A 23,377-nucleotide genomic window follows, 5' to 3' on the forward strand; every position below is an offset into this window, starting at 1 on the left:
TATACGAACTAATTTATGGGAGGTCATTTTTTTGAAGAGTAAATTGAGTAAAAGATTTTTGCCTATTACCCTCGTTTCTGCCTTAGCAATTGGAAGTTTAACATGGTCCACAACTAATGAAGATGCGTTGGCAAAGGAAAAATCACAGAAATCACCTGAAATTAGAAACGTCATTTTCTTGATAGGTGACGGCATGGGTGTTTCCTATACCTCCGCTTACAGGTATTTAAAAGATAATCCTTCTACTTCAGTTGCAGAAAGAACAGAGTTTGATAAATACTTGGTTGGTCAGCAGATGACATACCCTGAGGATTCTGCACAAAACATAACGGATTCAGCTTCAGCAGCAACGGCGATGTCTGCCGGTGTGAAAACCTATAACGCTGCAATCGCTGTTGATAATGATAAATCCGAGGTCAAAACGGTGTTGGAAGCTGCAAAAGAAAGAGGAAAAGCGACTGGACTTGTTGCGACTTCGGAAATCACTCATGCCACACCAGCCTCTTTTGGTGCACATGATGAAAGCCGGAAAAACATGAATTCTATTGCAGATGATTATTATAAGGAATTAATTAATGGCAAACATAAAATTGACGTCCTGCTAGGTGGTGGGAAATCCAATTTTGTCCGACCGGATATTGATTTGACGAAAGCCTTCAAAAAAGATGGCTATAGTTATGTAACCGATAAAAATCAAATGTTAAAGGATACAAATAAACAGGTTCTTGGTTTGTTTGCTCCAGAAGGACTTCCGAAAATGATTGATCGTCCAAACGAAACTCCTTCTTTGAAAGACATGACAAATTCAGCCATTCAGCGTTTAAACAAAGATAAAGATGGGTTCTTCTTGATGGTTGAAGGAAGCCAAGTCGATTGGGCTGGACATGACAATGACATTGTAGGTGCGATGAGTGAAATGGAGGACTTTGAAAAAGCATACAAAGCCGCCATTGAATTTGCGAAGAAAGACAAGCATACCTTGGTAGTGGCGACTGCTGACCATTCTACTGGAGGATTCTCGATTGGAGCAAAGGGTATTTATAACTGGTTCGGTGAACCGATTAAGGCTGCTAAACGTACACCTGACTTTATGGCTGATGCGATCGTAAAAGGCGCAGATGTAGAAAAGACGTTAAAACAATATATCGATCAAAATAAAGTCAAGCTAACTAACGATGAAATCAAAACGGTTTCAGATGCGGCTAAAACAAAAAATGTGACGAACATCGACAACGCTATAGAAGCAATATTTGATAATCGGACTAATACCGCTTGGACAACTGGAGGTCATACAGGTGAAGATGTACCGGTCTATGCATACGGTCCATATAAAGAGCGCTTTGCCGGCCAGGTTGATAATACGGACCAAGCTAAGATCATCTTTGATCTATTAAAGAAAAGGTAATGAATTCTGGGAGGGATTCCATGAACAAACTAATTATTGGTGCCCTTTTATTAACCACATTTGGTGCGCTTAACACTCAACCGGCTTTTGACGAACAAAAAGGGAAAGAAAAAACAGAGGAAGTTGCCCAGCCATTGGTGAAAAAGGATGTCTATGTTCCGAATCCACAGCTTCCTGATGATATGAACCTGAACCAAATCGGCCAAACAGTTTCCGATGCAAAAGGTGAACTTACACTAAAGGCCTACGATAAGTCAAATGAGTCTGTAAAGGTCGGTCCGATTGAGGTAGTAATCAAAGATATGAAAGTGATGCATGCCTTCCCGGATTACAGTATGATTGATTTCTTTCATGGATACACACATGATGACGAATTCGATATCGTAAAAGTGAATGTTGAAATCAAAAACACTTCAGATAAAAACGTTATGTTTTCCCCGGTGGCTTTTCTGGAAACTAACACTGGGAAACATATGACATGGGAAGATGACATCTACTTAGAAGAGCTGAACGGGGAAATAGAAGGAAATGGTTCAAAGCAGGGGAACATTGGTTTTATTCTAAGTGCTAAAGATGCGAAGGAAATATCCTTTATGACAAGTGATGCAGTTGATAGTGAAGGGGAGGTCCTTTCAAAAGGTAAGTCCATGGAATTTTCTTTTTAATAATAGTGGTGTATGAATGCCTTGCAAAAATCAAATACTAGTACATGTGATAGGGATGACCTATCGCATGTACAGAATATCCAAATCCTATTGCTGAGGTGATACAGAATGAGTTATAAAGGTCAATTAGATCCACATTCTCAAAAGTTTCACCATAATTGGACAAGACCTAAGCGTTCAAATACTCAAGTAAATGGCCATACGGTAGAATCACAAACAAACATTAAACTAAAAAGTAATGCAAAGGCTCACAAGTGGTAACGGATATTTCTGATAAAGAAGGAGACTCTTAACGGGTCTTCTTCTTTATATGTTGGGGTAAAGTATACATAGGACCGTGATATAGGTTTTTAATATATGTGTTCTTTCGCTGATTTCCATGATTGCAATCTATATCGCTTATAAACGTTCAAATAAGGCATGCATGGCTTTTCCTTCATAATTATGATAACATTTACCTTTAGGAATAAAGCAAAGCCGGGCCGTAAGTTTGCAGGCGTTGACACAGGGCGCAGCAATTTTGGTTTTGTGCATATTAACCATCAAAGGGTAAACAGGCCCAATGTTGGAAGTTTTACCTTACACAAATAGAGGACGTGATTTTTAATGATAAATATTGAGATCCCTGCAGCGGATATAAGCATTAAACAAAGGAAACAAGTAATAGAGGGAGACGAAGCGATCATCCCAGAAATTTACGGGTTCATTGATTTTCATTTAATTCCCCGTGATAAAGGCGGCATCATCATGTTTTATAACGAAAATGATGAGTTGATTTTTGTCGGTAAAGCACGTAAATTAAGACAAAGAGTCAAAAAACATTTCGAGGATAATGTTTCTCCAATTAAGTTACACCGTAATGAAGTCAAAAAAATTGACATTCTTGTTGTAGAAGACGCAATGGAACGTGAAATCTATGAAACGTACATGATCAACAAACTTCATGCAAAATACAATATCGACAAAGTGTTTTATAAATAATAAGAATCAACTATGAAAAGCTGACTGCCTATGCAATCAGCTTTTTTTGTTACATCTAAAGTACAAAAATAAGTCCGTACATTTACAGTTGCTTGATGTTAGGTTAACATTGTTGGTTTATATTTAAAGTATTCCAATACATTTTCAGGAGGTTGCTATTGAAGAAAATACTTTGTAAAAAGGTGTTAGTTATCTCGGTAGGGACAGTGATTGCCTTTGGGAATTTAACGTGGTCCGTGTCACAAGCTTCTAAACTGGCGAAACAACGAGAGATTGAATCTTTTGAACAAGAGACAGTAAAATCTTCAGAGTTGGAAATGGCGGAATAAGAACATAATCCAATAAAATATTGGATATGAGAGTACAATTAACTAAAAAAAGCACTGGAGGTTCTTTACACATGCTTATGTGTAATTGGGTCTCCATTTATTTTTGTTTTTATTTTTATGATTCTTATACTGAAAATGAAATCAATAAATATTTTGAAAAAAACTTGCAAATAGTAATGATTACGTTTTATTATAAGGGGGTGGATTTAAACAGAAAGTAATTCCATAGTATAAATCGTAATGATTTTGATTTGTGAATGGATTTAAAATGCAGATATGTTTAAGGAGTGTTTGTGAATGAGAAATAAGAAAATCCCCGTTACGGTTTTAAGTGGATACCTTGGTGCGGGAAAGACGACGCTGCTGAATCATATCCTTGAAAATCGAGAGAATCTGAAGGTTGCGGTCATCGTCAATGATATGAGTGAGGTCAATATTGATGCGTCCCTTGTCAAACAGGGAGGGTTTACTCGGACAGATGAAAAGTTGGTGGAAATGCAGAACGGTTGCATTTGCTGTACACTTCGTGAGGATTTAATGATTGAAGTTGAAAAGCTGTCCACAAAAGGTAATATCGACTATATTGTGATTGAATCGACTGGTATCAGTGAACCCGTTCCAGTCGCTCAAACCTTCACGTATGTTGATGAAAACGTGGGAATTGATTTATCAAAATTTTGTCGGCTCGATACGATGGTTACCGTTGTTGATGCGAAGAACTTTTGGCAGGATTACGCTTCAGGGGAAACTCTTATTGATCGAATGCAGGCAACCGATGAGGCCGATCAGAGGGAAGTGGTTGATCTATTGATTGACCAAATAGAGTTCGCTAATGTGATTCTTTTAAATAAAATCGATTTAATGAAAGCAGAAGAAGTTGCGGAATTGAACGCGGTTCTTCAAAAAATAAATCCTGATGCGCGGATCATTGAAACGAGTCATTCCCAGGTGCCGCTAAAAGAAGTCATGAACACCCAGCTGTTCGATTTTGAAAAGGCAAGCCAAGGAGCAGGCTGGATAAAGGAATTAAATGAAGAGCATATTCCAGAAACCGAAGAATATGGAATAGCCTCCTTCGTTTACAGAAGGAAAAAGCCATTTCATCCATCGCGGCTGATGACGTGGTTAGAAAGTTGGCCGGTGGAAGTGGTGCGGGCAAAGGGTTTCCTTTGGTTGGCAACGAGAAATGATACAGCAGGCCTGCTATCACAGGCTGGACCGTCATTAATGATCCAGGGAGCAGGTAAATGGATTGCAGCTTATCCTAAAGATGAACAACAGCAGATATTGCAGGATGAACCTGAATTGTTGAAAAGCTGGGATGATCTTTACGGAGACCGGATGACGGAACTAGTGATGATTGGCATTCAAATGAATCAACAGGAAATCGAAAATGAATTAGATCAATGCTTATTGACGGAAATAGAGTTGCAGCAGGATTGGTCTCTGTATGAAGATCCATTACCTGCCTTTACGGAAATAGTTCATTAAAAAACTAAATAGGAGGAAACAAAGATGAGAGTAAACATCACTTTAGCATGCACAGAAACAGGGGACCGAAATTATATCACAACGAAAAACAAGCGGAATAACCCGGATCGCATTGAATTGAAAAAGTACTGCCCGCGTTTAAAGAAACACACGCTTCACCGTGAAACGAAGTAATTTTGAATTTTAAATCGTAATGATTATGTTTTATGAAGAAAGATAGGTAGCGGAAAGAATCGTGAACAGTTTATAGAATTATATAACCTAAATAACATTCTCTATATTTTAATAAAGGAGAGATTCAAATGGCCAAAAAATCTAAAGTAGTAAAAGCACAAAAACAGTTGGCGATGGTAGAAAAATATGCAGAAATCCGAAGGGAACTGAAAGAGAAAGGGGACTTTGATGCATTGGCCAAACTCCCACGAGACTCTTCACCAACACGTGTTCACAATCGTTGTGGAGTAACAGGAAGACCGCGTGGGTATATGCGCAAATTTAACATGTCACGTATTGTTTTTCGAGACCTCGCTCATAAAGGACATTTACCTGGTGTCAAAAAGGCAAGCTGGTAATAACGGGGATAAAAGCAAAGGTGATTCAGGGGTAGGTTCCCTTGAATCATCATTATTCGTAATAGTCATCACACCATTTTTTTTAGTTCATTGAATCCTGTATCGAATGTTCCTGGATGTGGTGGCTTCTTGTACGCAAAACTTCTGCTTACATCGTTTGGACAATGGCTTCAAATATTAAGAGATTTCCTTTTCCTTTGGTTCTTCATATAATTGAAGAATCATAGGGAAGAAGGAATGAGTAATGGGACATATATTTTGGATGATTTATTTAGGAATATTGGGAACGGCTGCGATTGGTTTTCTCATTAAAGGTGCCTATAAAACCTCTCTTGCAAAAATGGATTTTGTCATCTCGATTATCACTTGGATAGGGTTATTTGGGTACATAACGAAAACCTCTATCCTTACACCTCTGGTATGGAAATTCGTATTTGTTGGTTCTTTGCTATGGGATATAATTTTCAGTTTTATGAGCAAAGACTACAATAGTGATAAGAAAGCGGAAGAATTACCTGATTCTATTAGTAAATTATTGACTGCAATCACATTAGTCGTCTGTCTTGGACCGTTATATTATGGGTTATTCAAATATGCATTCTAACAGCTAAACCAAAAAAGAACCTGTAAGGTTCTTTTTATTTTGGTTAAAGAGAAGGGGGATTCCTTTAGTAGGTATGATATAACCATATATTTCAGCATTGTTGTAAAAGAGAGGTGTTTTATGATGCAATGCAAAGAAAGCAGAAGTTTTAGCAACTCTGCTTTTTTATTAATAATTATCTTTGGAAAAATTCAATCCATTCTTTTTCTGGTCCATATATGTAGAAATAGCGATAACCATTGGGCAGGGTAACAATTTCCTGATCAATTAGCTCAACGTTTTCAAGGCCTTGAATCCGAGCATATTCTTCTTCTATATCATCGACACTGATGGCAAAATGATGAATTGTTGCTTCGGATGGCAACGTGTCGCTATAACCTTGAATTAATTCAATTTCTGTTTCGTTTGAATCATTGTATCCAAGGAATGCTAGTTGGATTACCCCATCTGTATGTGGCACCCGCGATTTCAATTTTAAATCTAAAACATCCTGATAAAAGGTTATGGATTTTTCAAGATCTCTAACAACAACTCCAATATGATCGACTCTTTTTATAGCCAAGGATCTTCCTCCTTCTGTTTAGGTACAATATGCTGATATTAGTATATATAACATTATTCGTTATAAAATTACAATTTGAGGTAGTGTTTGTCTGATTATTGAAAAAATGATTGACGAAGGAAGATTGGACTGGTAAATCGTAAAAAATGACCAGGAGGCAAAACCCATACCTAGAGTAGTCTTTCTAAATTAAGCCCATGTTTATAAAGGGCTTTTTTTCTTGTTTTAAAAGTGTGCTTCAGGTCTACTAGGGGTTGAAACATGAGTATTATTTAGAGAAGAAAGCCTGTTTTTTTCTTTTACTCTAAAAAGGATTAAAGACTAATAGACCAATGTAAAACATCTTATTGATTTTCTTTTTTTTGGAAATTTTATGTTGACCAATGTGGTCAACAGAAGTATATTGAAAATGACCTATGTGGTTAAAAAAGGAAATTCAGAAATATATTTTATAGAAGGTTGGGTTGTACAAATGTTTTCGAAGTTCTTAAGCCTAGATGAGGAGAAGCAGATGCGCATCCTGAATGCTGCAATTAAGGTTTATGTGGAAAGGGGATATGACAATGCATCCACCAATGCGATTGTGAAGGAAGCGGGCATTTCGAAAGGTCTGTTATTCCATTATTTTCAAAATAAGAAGACTTTGTATTTATTTTTATTCGATTATTGTTTGGATATGGTGATGAAAGAGTTTTATGAAAAAGTGAATCTTGAGGAACGAGACTTTTTTGCCCGATTGCGGCAAATTTCGCTTATAAAGATGGAACTGCTGAATAAATTCCCCGATATCATTCGTTTTTTTGAAAAGGCAATTTTAGAAGAAGCCAATGATATTAAGGGCGATTTTAAAGAAAAAATATTTTCCGTAAAAAGCTCGACCGCGATCTTTGATGACATTGATACTTCAAAGTTCCGTGACGATATTGACATTCAAAAAGCGATAAAAAGCATTCTTTGGACCTTTGAAGGGTTTAGCAACGAGGTTCTAACCAAAGCTAAGGCGCTTAATTTGAAAAAAACGGATTATGAAGAGGTCTTTTCTGAAGGAGAGCAGTACATCGAAATGTTTAAAAGAAGCTTCTATAAATGAAAAGGGGGTTATTAGGAATGAACGTGATTGAGATTAAAAATCTGACCAAAACGTATGGAAACGCCAGAGGAATCGAGAATGTGAGCTTTCATGTTGAAGAGGGGGAAATTTTTGGTTTTATCGGGCCAAATGGTGCAGGTAAATCTACTACACTTAGAACACTATTGTCGATTATATATCCTACAAGCGGTAGCGCAACGGTCTTTGGTAAAGATTCTGTTCAGTCTGCTTCCGAAATTAAAAAAGACATTGGCTATCTGCCATCTGAAGTTTTCTATTATGACAGGATGCGAGTGAAGGATCTCTTAAACTATTCAGCCAGCTTTTATAAGAAGGATTGCAGGAAACGGATCCAGGAGCTTGCTGAAATTATGGATCTTGACCTGAGTAAAAGAATTGATGATTTGTCTTATGGAAACCGGAAGAAGGTAGGGATTGTGCAGGGGCTTCTTCATAAGCCGAAGCTGATTATACTCGATGAACCGACCGGCGGTTTAGATCCATTAATGCAGCAGAAGTTCTTTGATCTCTTGAAGGAGGAAAACAAGAAAGGAACAACTATTCTATTTTCCTCCCATATTTTAAGTGAGGTCCAGAAGATGTGCGACCGGGTGGCGATCATTAAAGAAGGGAAAATCATTAAGGTTGAGAAAATAAGTACTCTAAAGGAAAGCAACCACAAGAAGATTAAGGTTGAAACAAAGGTTCCTGTTGATGTCGATTTCTTTGATGCAGATGGTGTCACAAATCTGGAAGCGACCAATAATACCATTAGTTTTCTGTTTTCGGGCAATATCAATCTCATCATGAGAAAGCTCTCGGAGATCGAGCTTTCCAATGTATGGGTAGATGAGCCGGACCTTGAGGAAATCTTTCTTCATTATTACGAAAAGGAGGTATGAGGAGATGAACATGTTTCTGCATGAATTAAAGGTGAATCGGAAGTCCACAATAATTTGGACTCTGTCTCTTGTTGCAATAGCTGTTCTCTTTTTATCCATTTTTCCAACGATTGAAAGGGAAGGTGAAGAATTTAAAAAGGTTCTTGCTAGTTACCCTGAGGGTGTCCTTAAAGCAGTCGGCGTTCAAATTGACAGCATTACATCGTTTCTTGGATTTTACTCCTATGTCTTTTTATATATCATGTTATGTGGAGCCATTCAGGGAATGAACCTGGGGATGGGGGTTTTATCGAAGGAAATCATCGGGAAAACAGCTGAATTTCTGTTGACGAAGCCTGTTGCCCGCAAAGAAATACTAACGTCCAAAGCTTTGGTGGTTGTCACTTCCTTGTTGATCACGAATATCGTCTTTATGGGGGCAGCAGCACTTATGGCAAATATAGTCGCAAAGGAATCCATTGATTACCAAGTTTTTTTCATGATCTCAGCAACAAACTTTTTCGTTCAGCTTATGTTTGCATCTTTTGGATTTTTGCTTTCTGTGCTTGTTTCAAGGATTAAATCGGTTCTTCCCCTCTCACTTAGTACTGTTTTTGCGTTTTTTATACTCTATATGTTTGGGTCGGTCATTGGGGAAAAGGCCGTTCGTTATTTAACACCATTTAAATATTTTGATCTTGCTTATATCATCAGACATTCCGGCTACGAAGCTCAGTACATTATCATTGGATCAATTTTTATTGTTGCAACTGTGGCTGTGAGCTTTATTGTTTTTACAAAAAAAGATATTCATACTGTGTAATCAGAAAGGGGTGTTTCTATCATGAACATTGTGCTAAGAGAGTTAATGTCTAGCCGTAAGTCGTTAATTTGGTGGTCGGTGGGACTTCTTGCCATGATAACGGGAGGGATGAGCAAGTATGGGGGGATGCAATCGTCCGGACAGTCAGCAAACGACCTTTTTGCGGCAATGCCGAAGTCGCTCCAAGCGATTTTTGGTGTAAGCACCTTAGATATATCGACAGCACTTGGCTATTATGGTCTGATTTTCTCTTACCTTTTGTTGATGGCAGCCATTTATGCCGTTATGCTGGGGGCAAATTCTATTGCTAAGGAAGAACGGGATAAAACCTCTGAATTTTTGATGGCAAAGCCTGTCTCAAGAAGTAGGATTATCACCTCCAAGTTAGCGGCAGCGATTATCCTTCTTTTTCTTTTTAACCTCATCACATTCCTTTTATCGGCCATGATGGTAAACTATTATGATAGTGGTGCAGAGATTACGAGCAAAATAGCAGCATTAGTGGGAGGAATGTTCCTATTACAGCTGATATTCTTAGCAATTGGCACCAGCATTGCAGCGGTGAGCAAGCGTCCAAAACTTGCGACATCGATAGCAACAGGGATTCTTCTACTAACCTATATTCTATCGATTGCCGTCGAGCTCAGCAGTAAGCTTGAAAATTTGAAATACATCATTCCATTTAAATATTTTGAGGCTAAGTACATTTTGGCTGGTGATGGATTTGATGCAGTATTTGTCATATTATCAGTGGTAATAGTTGTAGTATTAATAAATGCCACCTATATCTTGTATCAAAAGAGGGACCTGAATATATAGAATTGCGATGGAGGAACTCTAAGTCGGGGTTCCTTTTCTGATTTAGAATTGCTTATTGTGTTATATTTTTTCGTGCTCGTATTTGTTAGTGATTTAACATGCATAAGATTCTGTGAAATTTCACTATTATCCCTTTTAACATAATAAGGATTATCAAACTGCAGAAATCAGTGGATGTATCTTGTGTGAAACATACCCCAATATGCTAGCTAAAGATGAGAAAATCAAATTAGCTAATTGAGGCTTCCAAAGTTTCTGTTTATAAACTGGGTAAGAATTAGAGAAGCTGTTAAATAAAATCAATAGTTGTTTAGTGTAAAAAACTCTGGAGATGAGATATTATCCAGATTATTTCATTTTGACTGTATTTGCTGAGGCAAATATTTATCTTTTTGTAAGCAAAAATTTGTTTCTATATGAAATAGTAGATATACTATGGGAACAACGCCATTATTAATGGATATGGGAGGAGAGATATTATTATGGGAAAAATTCGAGAAGGTGAAGTTTTCACCCTTACTGATGACAATGATGAGGGCCATGAGGTTGAAGTTCTAGGATCATTAGATGTAGAAGGAACGGAATATGTAGCAGTGGGCTTGCTTGAAGATATTGAAGAAGATACAGAGGATGATATTGATATTTTCTTTTTCAGAGTCGAGGGTGAAGGAGAGCTAATCGATATCGAAACGGACGAGGAGTTCGAAAAGGTATCCCTAGCGTTCGAAGCAGCTTTTGATCCGCAGGATTGATGGGAAACTAGAAAAGACGGCACATTGGGTGTCGTCTTTTTTATATGTATGAAAAGTACTGGCCCCGCCTTCGCCAAATACCATGATAGCCACGCGTGCTATCCAGCCTTACTTAAGTATAGTGCCGCGTTGTTGAAAGGACATGTAGTGTGTATGAAGGTTTTGTTAAATCAAGAAGTCATTTTTCTACCCACTAGGCATAGGATAAAAAAAGTGGAGGTGATAGAATGGCTGTCGTAAAACATACGGATTCTGATATTGCATTGTTGGCAAGGTTGCTTAGAGCTGAAGGTGAGAGCGAAGGTGATCAAGGCATGCTGATGATTGGGAATGTTGGAATCAACCGGATAAGGTCGGACTGTTCCGATTTTATAGGATTAAGAACGATTCCGGATATGGTTTATCAGGAACATGCCTTCGAAGCTGTTCAAAAAGGTTATTTTTATCAAAGAGCAAGAGAGAGAGAAAAAAGTCTTGCACGTCGTAATGTAAATGGTGAAAGGTTATGGCCTTCAAAATTTAGCCTATGGTACTTCAGGCCACCGGGAGATTGTCCGGCAACCTGGTATAACCAGCCTTTAGCTGGGCGTTTTAAGCTTCATTGTTTTTATGAACCCACAGGTGCAGAGTGTGAAAATATTTATAATACATTTTAGGAAAGAGGCTGAACCTTATATGGAGGTTTGGCCTCTTTGTGTGTCAAGTATGTAATCAAAATATCATATGATAAAACTAGCAAATGATTTACTGATACTGTAAAATTGAGACAGTAAATTTCCGGATAAGAAAGGAATAAAAAAATTGATGAGTAAAAGGCTTGTTAATTATGGGCAAAGGCAAATGGGAGAACAGTCGGAGGAAATCACAGAGCAACTTAAGTCTTTCATGGAGAATAATGCGGACGCCATTTCTATCGTTGATCTGGAAGGAAAAACCCTTCAAGTTAATTCTGCTTTTGAAGAATTTTTTGGTTGGAAAAATGATGAAATAATAGGTAAGCCGTTTCCGATTATTCCTGAATTCTTGAAGGAGTCAGTAAATGAATTGCATAGCCAGGTTAGGGAAGGGGAACAAAAGAAAGGCTTTGAAACGGTTAGACAAAGAAAAGATGGCCAGTTAATCAATGTGAGCATCTCCCTTTTTACTATCCGAGACAATAAAAATGAGCCGAGTGCATTGGCCTTCGTTTATCGGGATATCACGGATCAAAAGCTTGCTGAAGCTGCCTTGAAGGAAAGTGAAGAAAGGTATCGCAGTTTAGTGGAAGTATCACCTGAAGCGATTTTTGTGCATCGCAATGGGGTCATTGAGTATATGAATCCTATGGGGGCAAAAATGCTAGGTATGGATAGTGTTGATGATATTATTGGCATGTCCGTTTTTCAGTTCGTTCACCCTGATTCTCTAGAAACTGTAAAAAAACGAATCAAGATAATGAGAGACGATTATAAAGCAGTTGATTTATTGGAGCAAAAGTTCATTAGACTTGATGGACAAGAATTTTATGGAGAAACACTTGGCCTTCCGATTATTTATAAGGACCGTCCAGCCATACAGGTGTTTTGCAGAGATATTACCGAGCGTAAGAAAACAGAAGAAATACTTTGTAAATCTAACATGCTATCTGCGGTGGGGCAGATGGCTGCGGGTATTGCACATGAAATAAGGAATCCGTTAACAACGGTTAAAGGATTTTTACAACTATTGAGAGAAAGCCCCGATAAAAAGGACTATCTTGAAATGACTGTAAGTGAAGTTGAGAAAATTGAAATTTTAGCCAATGAATTTTTGAGTTTAGCAGAGCCTGAAGCGAAGGTTTGGGAATCGATTCAGCTTACCGATATATTAGACAGTGTAATTATGTTAGCCGAGTTTCAGGCAATAATAAATGACGTTGAAATTATCAAAGAATATAAAAAGAATTTTGTATGGGTCCTTGGTGAGCCTACTCAGTTAAAACAGGTGTTTACTAATGTCGTTAATAATGCGATAGAAGCAATGCCTAAAGGAGGGAAACTTCATATTCAGTTAAAATATGAAGGGGAATCCATAGTTATCTCCTTTATTGATCAGGGTAGTGGAATCTCAGAAGAGCGCATAAAGCATCTAGGACAGCCTTTTTATAGTACTACGGAAAAAGGAACAGGATTAGGACTCATGGTCAGTACTAAAATCATTCATGAGCATAAGGGTGAAATCCAATTTAGTAGTGAAGTAGGAAAAGGAACCATCGTTGATATCATTCTCCCTATCGATAAAAATTCACAATGAAAAGTGACGAGAAGTCAATGCTCTCGTCACTTTTTGGTTTATAGTTTAACGATTGTTCTGCCTCTTGCTTCCCCTTTTAAAAGGGTAGGAAGGACATCCGGTAAATCTTTAAGGGTAATTTCCTGTTGTATGAGCTGTTCTAAATGTGCCAGCTTAAAATCGGTAGCGAGTCGCTGCCAAACCTTCAATCTCGTATCCATTGGGCAATTCACGGAATCAATTCCGAGTAAATTAACACCTCTTAGGATGAATGGAAAGACAGTAGCTGGTAGATTGGTACCTGCTGTTAATCCACTTACCGCAACAGAACCTCCGTATTGAATTTGACTAAGGACAGAAGCAAGTGGTTCTCCGCCAACTGGGTCAACCGCACCACTCCACTTTTGTTTGCCTAGTGCCCGAAGCTTGCCATTGTAGACATCTTCACGTGATACAATTGTTGAGGCACCAATTTCCTTTAGGTACCCGTGTTCTGATTCTTTTCCTGTACTCGCCTCAACCGAATAGCCAAGCTTGGAAAGTATCGAGACCGCAAAGCTGCCGACCCCACCTGTTGCACCAGTTACGAGAACACTTCCTTGATCAGGAGTGAGGTTATTTTCTTCTAGACGGAGAACCGATAAGGCCGCAGTAAAACCAGCCGTCCCGATAACCATCGCTTCTTTCAATGTAAGGCCCTCAGGAAGTGGAACAATCCACTCTGCAGGAACGCGGGCAAATTCACTATAGCCCCCGGATTGGGAAACGCCGATTCCATAGGAAGTCGCAATGACTTCGTCTCCCTCTTTAAAACGAGGATTCTCTGATGAAACGACAACACCAGCTAAATCAATTCCCGGAACAATTGGATAGTTTGTGACTATGTTTCCATTCGGAATGCTAGCTAGGCTATCTTTATAATTCACACCTGAATAATGAACGCGGATGAGCACTTCGCCTTGAGGTAAGTCATCAAGTGTTAGTTCCTGAATGCTAACGGAAAATTGGTCCTCTTGCTTGTCCACGACTAATGCATCAAATCGTTGTACCATAATTAGTTCCCCCTTTGATTTAAATCATTCTAATTATATAAGAAAAGACGGTAAGCTGTATAATGATTGAATTCGAAATAAATGGCTCTATCTTTTCTTTCTTCTTCTAAAAATGTTACTATAAGGTTTGATTCAGTTTATATTAAAGGAGATGTTTTACATGGCTAAAAAAGGATACATACTTATGGAAAATGGAGAAAAAATCGAATTCGATCTTTTCCCGAACGAAGCACCAAACACAGTAGCTAACTTCGAAAACTTAGCGAACACAGGATTTTATAACGGCGTAGTATTTCACCGTGTCATCCCAGGTTTCGTAAGCCAAGGTGGAGATCCAACAGGTACAGGTGCAGGCGGAAGTGGCACACAGATTAAGTGTGAAACTGTAGGAAATCCTCATAAACATGAAGCAGGTAGCCTATCTATGGCACATGCTGGAAAAGACACTGGCTCAAGCCAATTCTTTATCGTTCACGCACCGCAACCACATCTTAACGGTGTCCACACGGTATTCGGTAAAGTAACATCTGGACTTGAAACAGCTAAAGCTATGAAAAATGGCGACAAAATGGAGAAAGTCGAAGTTTTTGACGCTGAATAATGGATGTAGAAAGAGGAAGCATTATGCTTCCTCTTTTTTTGGTCTTAAAATCCATGTTAGTGTGGACCGCATAGCATATCTGGAAAGAAGATGAGAGGGGGGGAGCCAACAGCTAATCAAAAAATTGCTTGTCTTTTTTTCGTCAAATCAGGATCTTAGACTTTCGTTGAGAATATTTGATATAAAGTAGTTTTTTTTCAATTTTAAGCATTTACCGCCCCTCTTTAATGTTATTAGTATCTTTCCTTTATCATTTCCCGCCAGAAGACTCCCTCTTCAAGCGTGTGAAGGGCGAGAGCCCAGTGGTAAGGGGGAGATGAATGGCGGTTGGCATAAGCCAAAGTAATCTTTTAGCAAACATACGTTCGATAGTTAATAATAACATAAGGGGGTGAAACCAATGGTCGTAAACAAAGCTTATAAATTTCGAATCTATCCAACTAAAGAACAACTAGTTCTAATCAATAAAACGATCGGCTGCTCCCGTTTTGTCTATAACTTCTTTTTAGGCAAACAAAAGGAGAAAGATGCCTACTGGTATATTTGTGAAGAAATGAAGCAGTACGGCCAATTACCCTCTAATGAATGGAAAGGTTCTTATCTGAATAAATACGCAACAATCAAAGAACTTCCAGCTTTAAAGAAAGAGTATTCTTTCCTGAAAGAAGTAGACAGTATTGCCTTACAGAAATCGGTGGAAAATTTAGCAGATTCCTATAGTCGATATTATAAAAAGCAAAACAAGTCACCACGCTTCAAATCGAAAAAGAATCCTATCCAGTCCTACACGACTAAATATACGAATGGAAATATCGGAATAATTGGAAACAAAATCAAATTGCCAAAACTCGGTCTAGTTCGTTTTGCTAAAAGCCGCGAAGTCGAAGGGCGAATCATCAATGCCACAATCAGGCGGAAACCTTCGGGTAAATATTTCATTTCCGTTTTAGCGGAAACCAATGTACAAGTACTTTCTAAAACGAATCGTTCGTGCGGTGTAGATGTTGGTTTGAAGAATTTTGCTATTCTTTCAGATGGTACGGTCTATCAAAACCCAAAATTCTTCCGGACGGTCGAAAAGAAATTGGCCAAAGCACAACGGATTCTTTCAAGGCGACAAGAAATAGCCTTGAATCAAAATAAACCATTGGCTGAAGCCAAAAACTATCAAAAACAAAAACGAAAAGTGGCTATCCTACACGAAAAAATTTCAAATGCCCGAATGGATTACTTACATAAAGTTTCTACCGAAATCATCAAAAACCACGATGTTATTGGAATGGAAGACTTGCAAGTGTCGAATATGATGAAAAATCACAAACTAGCTAAAGGTATTAGTGAAGTATCTTGGTACCTATTCAAAAAAATGTTGGAATACAAAGCAAAATGGTATGGTAAACAAATCGTGACCGTATCTAAAACGTTTGCTTCTAGCCAATTGTGTTCTAGCTGCGGTTACCAAAATAAAGACGTTAAACATCTGAATCTTCGTGAATGGGATTGTCCTTTTTGTTCTACTCACCACGATCGAGATATTAACACAGGACTCAATCTAATGAATGAAGCCATAAGGCTTCTAACCGTAGGAACTACGGGAGTAGCCTAATTAAAAATTGGCCGATAGGCTAATGTTCTTAGGAATCCCCCACTACAATCAGACCGTAAGGTCGATAAGTGGTGGGTAGTTCAAAGGCTCACCCATTCTTTTAAAAAGGGGAAAATAAAAAAGAGCATTGAAAATTGCTCTTTTAACGAATGTTTTATAAGTGATTGACTCGATGATTATTTATTGAATATGTCTGCAGTAAAACTATATTTGACACCTGTCATAGTTTCCGAAATATCCCACAATTTCTTCGAGGTTTCCTCATTATATAAAGTATTAATAATATCGTCTTTTTTAGGAAAGCCTTTTCTGCCTTTCTTTCCATCGGGTCCGATGTATTCTCCGCCTGTTAAGGCAGGTTCAGTCGCGGCGTACAGAGTCGGAAGCGCCCCCATGCTTGCAGGCTGGGTGATAGTTTTGGAAAGAAAGTGGACGAACTTATTTACCGGTCTTCCTGATCCGCGTGACATAAGATTCGTATGAGCAAGGCCAGGGTGACAGGCAACACTAATCGAGTCGGCTTGGTGCTGATTGAACTTGTTCTGTAATTCGCGGGCGAAGAGAAGATTGGCGAGCTTACTTTGCCCATAGTATTTCATGGGCTTATAATTAGTTTCACCATTTAAGTTATCGAAGTCAATAAATCCATTGATGGCGGCTAAGCTGCTTAATGTGACTACCCTCGATTTTGGTGTAGACAGAATACACGGAAGAAGCAGACCTGTCAAAGCAAAATGACCGAGATGATTGCTTCCTAATTGTAGCTCGAAGCCGTCCTTCGTCTTACTGTAAGGTGGGATCATGACACCTGCATTATTGATAAGAACAGAAAGTGAGTCATAGTTTTCCAAATAGGAATCAGCAAAATGACGAATGCTGCTTAAATCACTTAAATCGAGCTGCATCACTCGTACGTCCGCCTTAGGGTAGACGGAGGTAATTCTTTCGACAGCCTTTTCGCCCTTAGAAGCATTCCGAACAGCAAGAATTATCTCGGCCCCTTTACTAGCGAGCACAAAGGCTGTTTCAAAGCCAATACCGCTATTAGCTCCGGTAATCACAATCGTTTTCCCAGTTACATCTACCATTTCTTCACCATTCCACTTTTCACTCATCACCAACCACACCTTTCCACACATTCTATATCTATCTATCATATACCCAAATAATTCCTATATGTCACATTTAGAGGTGTGAAAGAGTGTAATCAAATCGAAAAACATGTTAAGTCTAATTTAACTTAAGGGTAAGCCGGCTTTTAAACGATTACAAAATTTTTATGTAATCAATAATATTTTTTATGATTAAGAAAACAGTAACAAAGATAAATAACACTCTTACATATGCTACTCCTTTCTTAATGGCGAATTTAGAACCTACTAAAGCTCCTGCAATCATAGAAATCCCCATCGGTATCCCATAGGAAAAGTTGACCGCATCAAGAAAAATGAACATGATGAGCGCCGCAATATTACTTCCGAAGTTTAGAAATTTTGCGTTTCCCGCTGAGTGTAAAAAATCGAAACCAATAATCAAAAAGGCAAATAATATAAAGGATCCTGTTCCAGCACCTAAAAATCCATCATAAAAACCAATTGCAAATATAGTAAATGAAAATAGTAGGGCTTTTTGCAAAGAGAGTTTTTGGTAAGTCGATTCATGTCCCCAGTTTTTCTTTAGAATCGTATAAATAGCAACGGCTATTAAGAGAACTAATACCATTGGCTTTAATAATTCGGGTGAGACAAAATTGACTACCCAGGCACCTAGTAAGGACCCTGTGAAAATAAGAGGAAACAACTTTGCTACTAATTGAAAATCGACTTTTCCTGAACGGATAAAGGCAATGGTACTTGTTAAAGATCCCATTGAACTGGCCAATTTATTCGTAGCAATTGCCGCTGTAGGGGAGAGACCTGAAAATAATAAAGCAGGTATAGAAATGAGACCTCCGCCTCCGACTACAGAATCAATGAATGCTGCTAGAAATCCGAAACATACTAACAACAAAAGTGTAGAAATATTAATATCTTCCATCCAAGAAACCTCCGTATCAATAGAATTAAAGACGAACCACTCGCTGATTGGGACTCCTTAATCCAAAGTTATCTACTTTACTAAAAAAATTAGAGTAAGACATTTTTAGTTACTACTTAGATAGTAACTAAAAAAATCATCCATGTAAATAAGACTTTTACGATTTTATAACTTCTTAACTTTTCAAATAGAGATTTGGTATGATAGATATAACTTACTAATTGCACTAGGAGGTACTATGCAAGATATCATTCAAAAAATTCAGTCTCTAGGATTTAGTCAATATGAAGCAAAGGCTTATGTTTCTTTGGTACGTCAAGGACCAACAAGTGCCTATCAAGTGAGCAAGGAATCAGGAATTCCTAGAGCACGTATCTATGAAATATTAAATGGGCTTCAAGAAGAGGGAATCGTGTTAAAAGAAGAAATTAATGATTCGGTTCAATATTCACCTTTACCTGTCGATGTATTTTTAGAATCTGTTCAAACAAAATGGAACAATACCTATCAATCCATAAGTGATACATTAAAGCAATTTGAAAAAACAGAGCCCATTTCCGATAACCGTGTAATGACTCTTAAAGGAGAACGGCATATTCTATCCTTTTGTCGTACTTTATTACAAAAAGCTGAGAAAAGAGTGATTGTTTCCATATGGGATAAGATGTATGAGAAACTTGAACAAGAGCTAACAGATACAGCAGCGTATTGTAATCTCAAAGGTATAGTTTTTCAAGTTGACAACCCATTACCAGGGATAGATATTCATCGTAAAACCAGTTATGTAGACAATATTGGAGAGAACAAATGGTTTATCTTATCCATTGATGGCAAGGAGACAATTTACGGCCCCTCTTCTGAAGAAAGAGAAACAGCGTTTTACACAGATGATCCGGTTCATATCAATTTTCTAGAAAACTATATTTGGCATGATATCCTCGTTAACCGACTAGTTAAAAAGGATAATGAAGATGCTGAGAATTGGATATCGAGAGAAAGAGATCAGTTTTTCTCACTCTAGTTAGATCCTGTTTTACCTTTGTTTCTCAAATGAAGTTCAAAAAAGCTGATATCCCCAATGTGGTGGGATATCAGCTTTTTTTATTATCTACCTTAGCTTCTGATTCTGTGTTGTTGATTTGTGGATATATATATTTAAACGATTCAGGATAGTCATTCGGATAAAAGGTTTTTTGGAAATTTTATTGGAGTAGGTAAGCTAGAATGATCGCGATAAGACCGGTAAGAAACAATCGTGTGGTCGTGTGAATACACGTCCAACTGTAGAATATGTGAGCTTTTCATTTCCAAATAATACGAAACATCTTCTTTTTGTAAATGATAAAAAGAATAAACTATACCTAAAAGGTCTTTATCCATTTGCTTGGTTTCAGGCTGATTCATAATATGCTCACTCAACTGCAAAATCGTAACAGATGTTGATCTTGTGATGTCTGTTACTTTTTCTTTTGCATAATCAACTGCATGACTAATAGTATCGGCAAGATTCTTTAAGATTCCGTCCATAAGGGTTTGTATCTCCTTTGTATTGGGGTATGTATAGTATGGGGTACGTGGCTTATGCTTTATGCAATAAATTCCTAAGGAAGAAATAGAATAGGTCACTTATGAACATTATTAAGAGAGAACAAATAGAAATTACGATTTAAGCAGTACAGCCGAAAAAGAAAAATAAATTTTGCAGAAAAGGAATGACGGACAATATGAGTGATGAAGTGTCATTAGTAAAAGGAGAATTAATGAAGAATAGTAAAACGACAGTCTCTTTTGATATTTTCAACGAGGACTGTAAGGAGGGCGAAACGTTAGTCCATATATGGGGAAGCAAGGGGTATCTAATGAAGGGAATCTCCGGTAGGAAGCTTGCGGATTCTGATATGGAACGAAAGGATAAAAAAGTACAATGAAGAAAAAAAATAAGTATATCGTACTGCTATTCATTGCTATCATTTCGTTATTAACGGTGGTGCTCGTTCAAATAAATATGGATACGAAATCCAAAGAAACCGAGAAGGTAGAAAACACAGCAGATAAAGAAAAAGAGCAAGGCGGTAAGGAAGAAACCGACATCAATGTCATCACAGATACTGATGAAAAAATAGAAGAATTGCTTGAAAACATGACGCTTGAAGAAAAAATTGGACAGCTAATGATGGTCGGTTTCAAGGGAACTGAGAAGAGCAGTGAAATTACGGAGCTTATCGAACAAAAACATATAGGGGGCGTCATTTATTTTGACCGCAATATGAAATCGCCAAAACAAGTGGCGAAGTTATCCAATTCGCTTCAGCAATCGGCAGATCGCAGTAAGAATTCCCTTCCGCTTATGGTAGCCGTCGATCAGGAAGGCGGAGACATAATCCGAATGAGGGAACGAGTATCGCCAATCCCTTCGCAACAGGAACTTGGGGAAAATGCTTCTGTTGAAGACATGTACAAGGTGGCAAAATTGAACGGGACAGAACTGAACTCTATGGGGATTAATATAAATTTTGCTCCAGTTCTTGATTTATCAAAGAAGGACAACCGTTCACTGGGAAAAGATCCAGAAAAGGTCTATCAATACGGAACGAAAGCGATTCAAGGCTTGAACGATGCTTCCGTCACAGGAGCATTGAAGCATTTTCCAGGAAACGGACGCAGCGAGATTGACCCGCATGTCGAAACATCTTCTGTGGAAGCAAACCAGCTCGATCTAGAAAACTCGGATATTTATCCTTTCAAGAAAATTATTAGTGAAATGGATAACCAAAAGTTTTTCGTGATGGTCACCCACATTAAATATCCAGCTTATGATAAAGAAAAACCGGCAAGCCTGTCCAAGGTTATCATTGAAGACTTGCTTCGGGGGAAACTTGGATTTGAAGGGCTTGTGGTCACGGATGATTTGGAAATGGGCGCTGTGAATAAGTATTTTTCCTATAAAGATATGGGGAAAGAAGCAATCCTTGCAGGAGCGGATTTATTATTGGTCTGTCATGAATATTCGCATGAGCTTGAGGTATATAACGGTTTACTTGAAGCGGTGAAAGCAGGAGAAGTTCCTATGGAGCGAATTAACGAGTCAACGAAAAGAGTTCTAACTTATAAACTCTACAATATGAAGCAAACAAAGGTAGATCCAGATCAAGCTGCAAAAGTGGTGAAAAGTCCTGAAAGCGTAGAGTATATTAACAGTCTGAACTTGGAGAAATAAAAGGAAAATCAACTATCAAAGCTTAGCCCTCGTTCAAATAAAACAGCGAAGGCTGGGTTTCGCGGGTCAAGTTTAAGAGTTTTTACCAGTCTATTCAATGCAGGCTGAGGCTACGGCCTGTTGTTTAAATCAACCGATAGAGGGAATACTATAATATAACCAACTTCAAGGAGGAAACTCATATGCCATCAAATAAAATGATTGGAACTGTCGTGATAGGAGCAGCAGCATATTTAATGCGCAATAAAAAAACTCGTGAAAAAACCATGAGTCAAATAAAATCCCTAGCCACTCCAGAAAACATTGATAAGGTTAAGAGCCAACTCCAATCCTTAACAAAATCAAAATCGAATAAGCCTTCCGCTCATTAAGTAAAAAAAATCCCCTTAAGTGATTGTGTAATTGCCACAATCCTTTTAAAGGGGATTTTTTATTGAACCTTGTTGTCTGTGTAAATGGCTCTCATTAATAAAGTATTACCTTCAGGTCATTCAAAAGTAACGGTGTTGTTACTCAGCGTCATCTTCACCATTATCTTCTTTATTGAACCATAAAGGATCTTCATTATCGACTTCACCATTATAATTAATAAGAATTTCTTCTCCTGCTTTTATGTCGGTGTAAGCGAAGAAATCAAACGTGTGGTTCTTAAAGTTTATGTCATAAGTAGCATTGGGAGTATAAGAGTGATTAAACAGCATGCCATATCCTAAAAGCATGGCAGTATGGTTAATTCCATACTCAAACGCGTAATCTGCAAGCAATGTTTTCTCTATGAAAACATGCTCTTCGTTTGGATAAGCAATAACAGGTGCCTCATGTAAAAGCTCACCTTTTTTAATGTCTTGTGTAGCAAATACGCCTCTATTGAACTCACCATCACTAAGTGTGGAAGTTTTAACTTCAATCATGTTCGTCACCTACTTGTTCTATTCTTTATAGTCTAGATCATCTAAGCTTGACAGTTAATAAGAAGAAAAGCAACTATTTTAGGGAATTAATCTTTTTCAAATGAAAAAGAAGGGATTGTTATATGTGTAATAACACTTCCATTCAAATTAAAGAATGAAAGTGGGATGTAAAAACTATTGCTGCTTCCCTAGACCTCGTAGAAGAATAAGGGCCGGCAATAATAAGCCGAAGTAATAAAGTATCTAATATAATCTCCTAACCAACATTTTACCATACATAGAATCCTTATGGCTGTATGCGTGAATAGGTATGTACAGACCCATGTGCACAAATAAACCTTAATCTGTTTATTAGCTATCCGTTCGTTTAAGTACATTTTTACGAACTTTTTTTTGATTGTTACTTCTTTAAAATAGAATCTGTTAAACAATGCTTTTGATTTTTCTTCTTCAACTATCGGGGCAAGTTTGTTGATGGAAAATGAAACTCTTGTTGTTCAATTTACGTAGATAATAATAACAAACCTTGAATTAATTAGGAGTTGTTTTTATGTTTGATATTACCTTGATATTGTTTATGGCTTTTGCTGGGGGAATTATTGCTATTACCGGCTTCTCCGTAATATTGGGGAGAAGGATTTTAGAACCGAAGAAAGCACTACAACAAAGAATAGATAATCTCGAAGAAGAGGTTTGGAAACTTAAAAATCAAAAATAGCAGCGTGGTGA

29 protein-coding genes are annotated in these 23,377 nt (G+C 37.8%); 23 read left to right on the forward strand and 6 right to left on the reverse strand.

Going from position 1 to position 23,377, the window contains the following annotated elements:
* Window positions 1–31: 31 nt before the first annotated feature.
* From AKG34_RS24770 to AKG34_RS24800, 9 genes are all read left to right on the forward strand, one after another.
* Entirely contained in the window at window positions 32–1,405 is a 1,374-nt protein-coding gene (locus AKG34_RS24770) for an alkaline phosphatase (RefSeq protein ID WP_053348788.1), read from the forward strand.
* A 20-nt stretch (window positions 1,406–1,425) separates the two neighbouring features.
* The gene (locus AKG34_RS24775) at window positions 1,426–2,070 is read left to right on the forward strand and encodes a DUF4352 domain-containing protein (protein ID WP_053348789.1); all 645 of its coding nucleotides are present in this window, start codon (window positions 1,426–1,428) and stop codon (window positions 2,068–2,070) included.
* Window positions 2,071–2,178: 108 nt separating this feature from the next.
* Window positions 2,179–2,331 (forward strand): YpzG family protein, encoded by a 153-nt coding sequence (locus AKG34_RS27295; RefSeq protein WP_083450963.1) that lies wholly within the window; start codon window positions 2,179–2,181, stop codon window positions 2,329–2,331.
* Window positions 2,332–2,676: 345 nt separating this feature from the next.
* A complete protein-coding gene (locus AKG34_RS24780) occupies window positions 2,677–3,051 on the forward strand; it encodes a nucleotide excision repair endonuclease (RefSeq protein WP_053348790.1) in 375 nt (124 codons plus the stop codon).
* Window positions 3,052–3,209: 158 nt separating this feature from the next.
* Window positions 3,210–3,380 (forward strand): hypothetical protein, encoded by a 171-nt coding sequence (locus tag AKG34_RS28175; protein ID WP_161804980.1) that lies wholly within the window; start codon window positions 3,210–3,212, stop codon window positions 3,378–3,380.
* 297 nt (window positions 3,381–3,677) lie between these two features.
* Window positions 3,678–4,871, forward strand: coding sequence for a GTP-binding protein (locus AKG34_RS24785; protein WP_053348791.1), 1,194 nt, complete (start codon window positions 3,678–3,680; stop codon window positions 4,869–4,871).
* 24 nt (window positions 4,872–4,895) lie between these two features.
* Complete coding sequence (gene rpmG / locus AKG34_RS24790; RefSeq protein ID WP_053348792.1) at window positions 4,896–5,045, forward strand: 50S ribosomal protein L33; 150 nt, start codon at window positions 4,896–4,898, stop codon at window positions 5,043–5,045.
* Between the two features lie 128 nt (window positions 5,046–5,173).
* Window positions 5,174–5,443: a 30S ribosomal protein S14 gene (rpsN, locus tag AKG34_RS24795; protein WP_053348793.1), complete on the forward strand. Its 270-nt coding sequence runs from the start codon at window positions 5,174–5,176 to the stop codon at window positions 5,441–5,443.
* Between the two features lie 244 nt (window positions 5,444–5,687).
* Window positions 5,688–6,047 (forward strand): hypothetical protein, encoded by a 360-nt coding sequence (locus AKG34_RS24800; protein ID WP_053348794.1) that lies wholly within the window; start codon window positions 5,688–5,690, stop codon window positions 6,045–6,047.
* 175 nt (window positions 6,048–6,222) lie between these two features.
* Here AKG34_RS24800 and AKG34_RS24805 read toward each other — a convergent pair whose 3' ends face one another.
* Window positions 6,223–6,609 carry a VOC family protein gene (locus AKG34_RS24805; protein ID WP_053348795.1) on the reverse strand — a complete coding sequence of 129 codons (387 nt, stop codon included), beginning with the start codon at window positions 6,607–6,609 and terminating at the stop codon, window positions 6,223–6,225.
* 472 nt (window positions 6,610–7,081) lie between these two features.
* On the opposite strand from AKG34_RS24805, the gene AKG34_RS24810 reads away from it, so the two are divergent.
* The 7 genes from AKG34_RS24810 to AKG34_RS24840 all read left to right on the forward strand — a co-directional run bounded on the left by AKG34_RS24810 (window position 7,082) and on the right by AKG34_RS24840 (window position 13,245).
* Window positions 7,082–7,699 (forward strand): TetR/AcrR family transcriptional regulator, encoded by a 618-nt coding sequence (locus AKG34_RS24810; RefSeq protein ID WP_053348882.1) that lies wholly within the window; start codon window positions 7,082–7,084, stop codon window positions 7,697–7,699.
* Between the two features lie 17 nt (window positions 7,700–7,716).
* A complete protein-coding gene (locus AKG34_RS24815) occupies window positions 7,717–8,601 on the forward strand; it encodes an ABC transporter ATP-binding protein (RefSeq protein ID WP_053348796.1) in 885 nt (294 codons plus the stop codon).
* Between the two features lie 4 nt (window positions 8,602–8,605).
* A complete protein-coding gene (locus AKG34_RS24820) occupies window positions 8,606–9,403 on the forward strand; it encodes an ABC transporter permease subunit (protein ID WP_053348797.1) in 798 nt (265 codons plus the stop codon).
* 21 nt (window positions 9,404–9,424) lie between these two features.
* Window positions 9,425–10,222: an ABC transporter permease gene (locus AKG34_RS24825; protein WP_053348798.1), complete on the forward strand. Its 798-nt coding sequence runs from the start codon at window positions 9,425–9,427 to the stop codon at window positions 10,220–10,222.
* Window positions 10,223–10,698: 476 nt separating this feature from the next.
* Window positions 10,699–10,974, forward strand: a complete 276-nt coding sequence (locus tag AKG34_RS24830; RefSeq protein WP_407946293.1) for a DUF1292 domain-containing protein — start codon at window positions 10,699–10,701, stop codon at window positions 10,972–10,974.
* Window positions 10,975–11,201: 227 nt separating this feature from the next.
* Window positions 11,202–11,630 carry a cell wall hydrolase gene (locus AKG34_RS24835; RefSeq protein ID WP_053348800.1) on the forward strand — a complete coding sequence of 143 codons (429 nt, stop codon included), beginning with the start codon at window positions 11,202–11,204 and terminating at the stop codon, window positions 11,628–11,630.
* Between the two features lie 148 nt (window positions 11,631–11,778).
* Window positions 11,779–13,245, forward strand: coding sequence for a PAS domain-containing sensor histidine kinase (locus AKG34_RS24840; RefSeq protein WP_053348801.1), 1,467 nt, complete (start codon window positions 11,779–11,781; stop codon window positions 13,243–13,245).
* Between the two features lie 38 nt (window positions 13,246–13,283).
* Here the strand turns inward: AKG34_RS24840 and AKG34_RS24845 are convergent, their stop codons facing one another.
* Window positions 13,284–14,276 (reverse strand): NADPH:quinone oxidoreductase family protein, encoded by a 993-nt coding sequence (locus AKG34_RS24845; RefSeq protein WP_053348802.1) that lies wholly within the window; start codon window positions 14,274–14,276, stop codon window positions 13,284–13,286.
* A 160-nt stretch (window positions 14,277–14,436) separates the two neighbouring features.
* Here AKG34_RS24845 and AKG34_RS24850 point away from each other — a divergent pair, with 160 nt between their 5' ends.
* Both AKG34_RS24850 and tnpB read left to right on the forward strand, forming a co-directional pair.
* Entirely contained in the window at window positions 14,437–14,877 is a 441-nt protein-coding gene (locus AKG34_RS24850) for a peptidylprolyl isomerase (RefSeq protein WP_053348803.1), read from the forward strand.
* Between the two features lie 400 nt (window positions 14,878–15,277).
* Window positions 15,278–16,483: an IS200/IS605 family element RNA-guided endonuclease TnpB gene (gene tnpB / locus AKG34_RS24855; protein ID WP_053348804.1), complete on the forward strand. Its 1,206-nt coding sequence runs from the start codon at window positions 15,278–15,280 to the stop codon at window positions 16,481–16,483.
* A gap of 176 nt (window positions 16,484–16,659) precedes the next feature.
* Here tnpB and AKG34_RS24860 read toward each other — a convergent pair whose 3' ends face one another.
* Together AKG34_RS24860 and AKG34_RS24865 are read right to left on the reverse strand one after the other, a co-directional pair.
* Window positions 16,660–17,598, reverse strand: a complete 939-nt coding sequence (locus AKG34_RS24860) for an oxidoreductase (protein WP_053348805.1) — start codon at window positions 17,596–17,598, stop codon at window positions 16,660–16,662.
* Between the two features lie 151 nt (window positions 17,599–17,749).
* Window positions 17,750–18,520 carry a TSUP family transporter gene (locus AKG34_RS24865; protein ID WP_053348806.1) on the reverse strand — a complete coding sequence of 257 codons (771 nt, stop codon included), beginning with the start codon at window positions 18,518–18,520 and terminating at the stop codon, window positions 17,750–17,752.
* Window positions 18,521–18,758: 238 nt separating this feature from the next.
* Here AKG34_RS24865 and AKG34_RS24870 point away from each other — a divergent pair, with 238 nt between their 5' ends.
* Window positions 18,759–19,541 carry a TrmB family transcriptional regulator gene (locus AKG34_RS24870; RefSeq protein ID WP_053348807.1) on the forward strand — a complete coding sequence of 261 codons (783 nt, stop codon included), beginning with the start codon at window positions 18,759–18,761 and terminating at the stop codon, window positions 19,539–19,541.
* 152 nt (window positions 19,542–19,693) lie between these two features.
* Here AKG34_RS24870 and AKG34_RS24875 read toward each other — a convergent pair whose 3' ends face one another.
* A complete protein-coding gene (locus tag AKG34_RS24875) occupies window positions 19,694–20,047 on the reverse strand; it encodes a hypothetical protein (protein ID WP_053348808.1) in 354 nt (117 codons plus the stop codon).
* 197 nt (window positions 20,048–20,244) lie between these two features.
* On the opposite strand from AKG34_RS24875, the gene AKG34_RS24880 reads away from it, so the two are divergent.
* From AKG34_RS24880 to AKG34_RS28420, 3 genes are all read left to right on the forward strand, one after another.
* A complete protein-coding gene (locus AKG34_RS24880; RefSeq protein ID WP_053348809.1) occupies window positions 20,245–20,448 on the forward strand; it encodes a hypothetical protein in 204 nt (67 codons plus the stop codon).
* Window positions 20,445–21,737 carry a beta-N-acetylhexosaminidase gene (gene nagZ, locus AKG34_RS24885; RefSeq protein ID WP_083450964.1) on the forward strand — a complete coding sequence of 431 codons (1,293 nt, stop codon included), beginning with the start codon at window positions 20,445–20,447 and terminating at the stop codon, window positions 21,735–21,737. Before AKG34_RS24880 ends, nagZ begins: the two co-directional genes overlap by 4 nt.
* A 182-nt stretch (window positions 21,738–21,919) precedes the next feature.
* Entirely contained in the window at window positions 21,920–22,108 is a 189-nt protein-coding gene (locus tag AKG34_RS28420; protein ID WP_053348810.1) for a hypothetical protein, read from the forward strand.
* A gap of 138 nt (window positions 22,109–22,246) precedes the next feature.
* On the opposite strand, the gene AKG34_RS24895 is transcribed toward AKG34_RS28420, so the two are convergent.
* Entirely contained in the window at window positions 22,247–22,648 is a 402-nt protein-coding gene (locus tag AKG34_RS24895; protein ID WP_053348811.1) for an SET domain-containing protein, read from the reverse strand.
* A 550-nt stretch (window positions 22,649–23,198) separates the two neighbouring features.
* On the opposite strand from AKG34_RS24895, the gene AKG34_RS28180 reads away from it, so the two are divergent.
* On the forward strand, window positions 23,199–23,366 hold the full coding sequence (locus tag AKG34_RS28180) for a hypothetical protein (RefSeq protein WP_161804981.1): 168 nt from the start codon (window positions 23,199–23,201) through the stop codon (window positions 23,364–23,366).
* Window positions 23,367–23,377: the final 11 nt, after the last annotated feature.

Origin of the sequence: Peribacillus butanolivorans, assembly GCF_001273755.1 — a bacterium.
GTDB classification, from domain to species: domain Bacteria; phylum Bacillota; class Bacilli; order Bacillales; family DSM-1321; genus Peribacillus; species Peribacillus butanolivorans.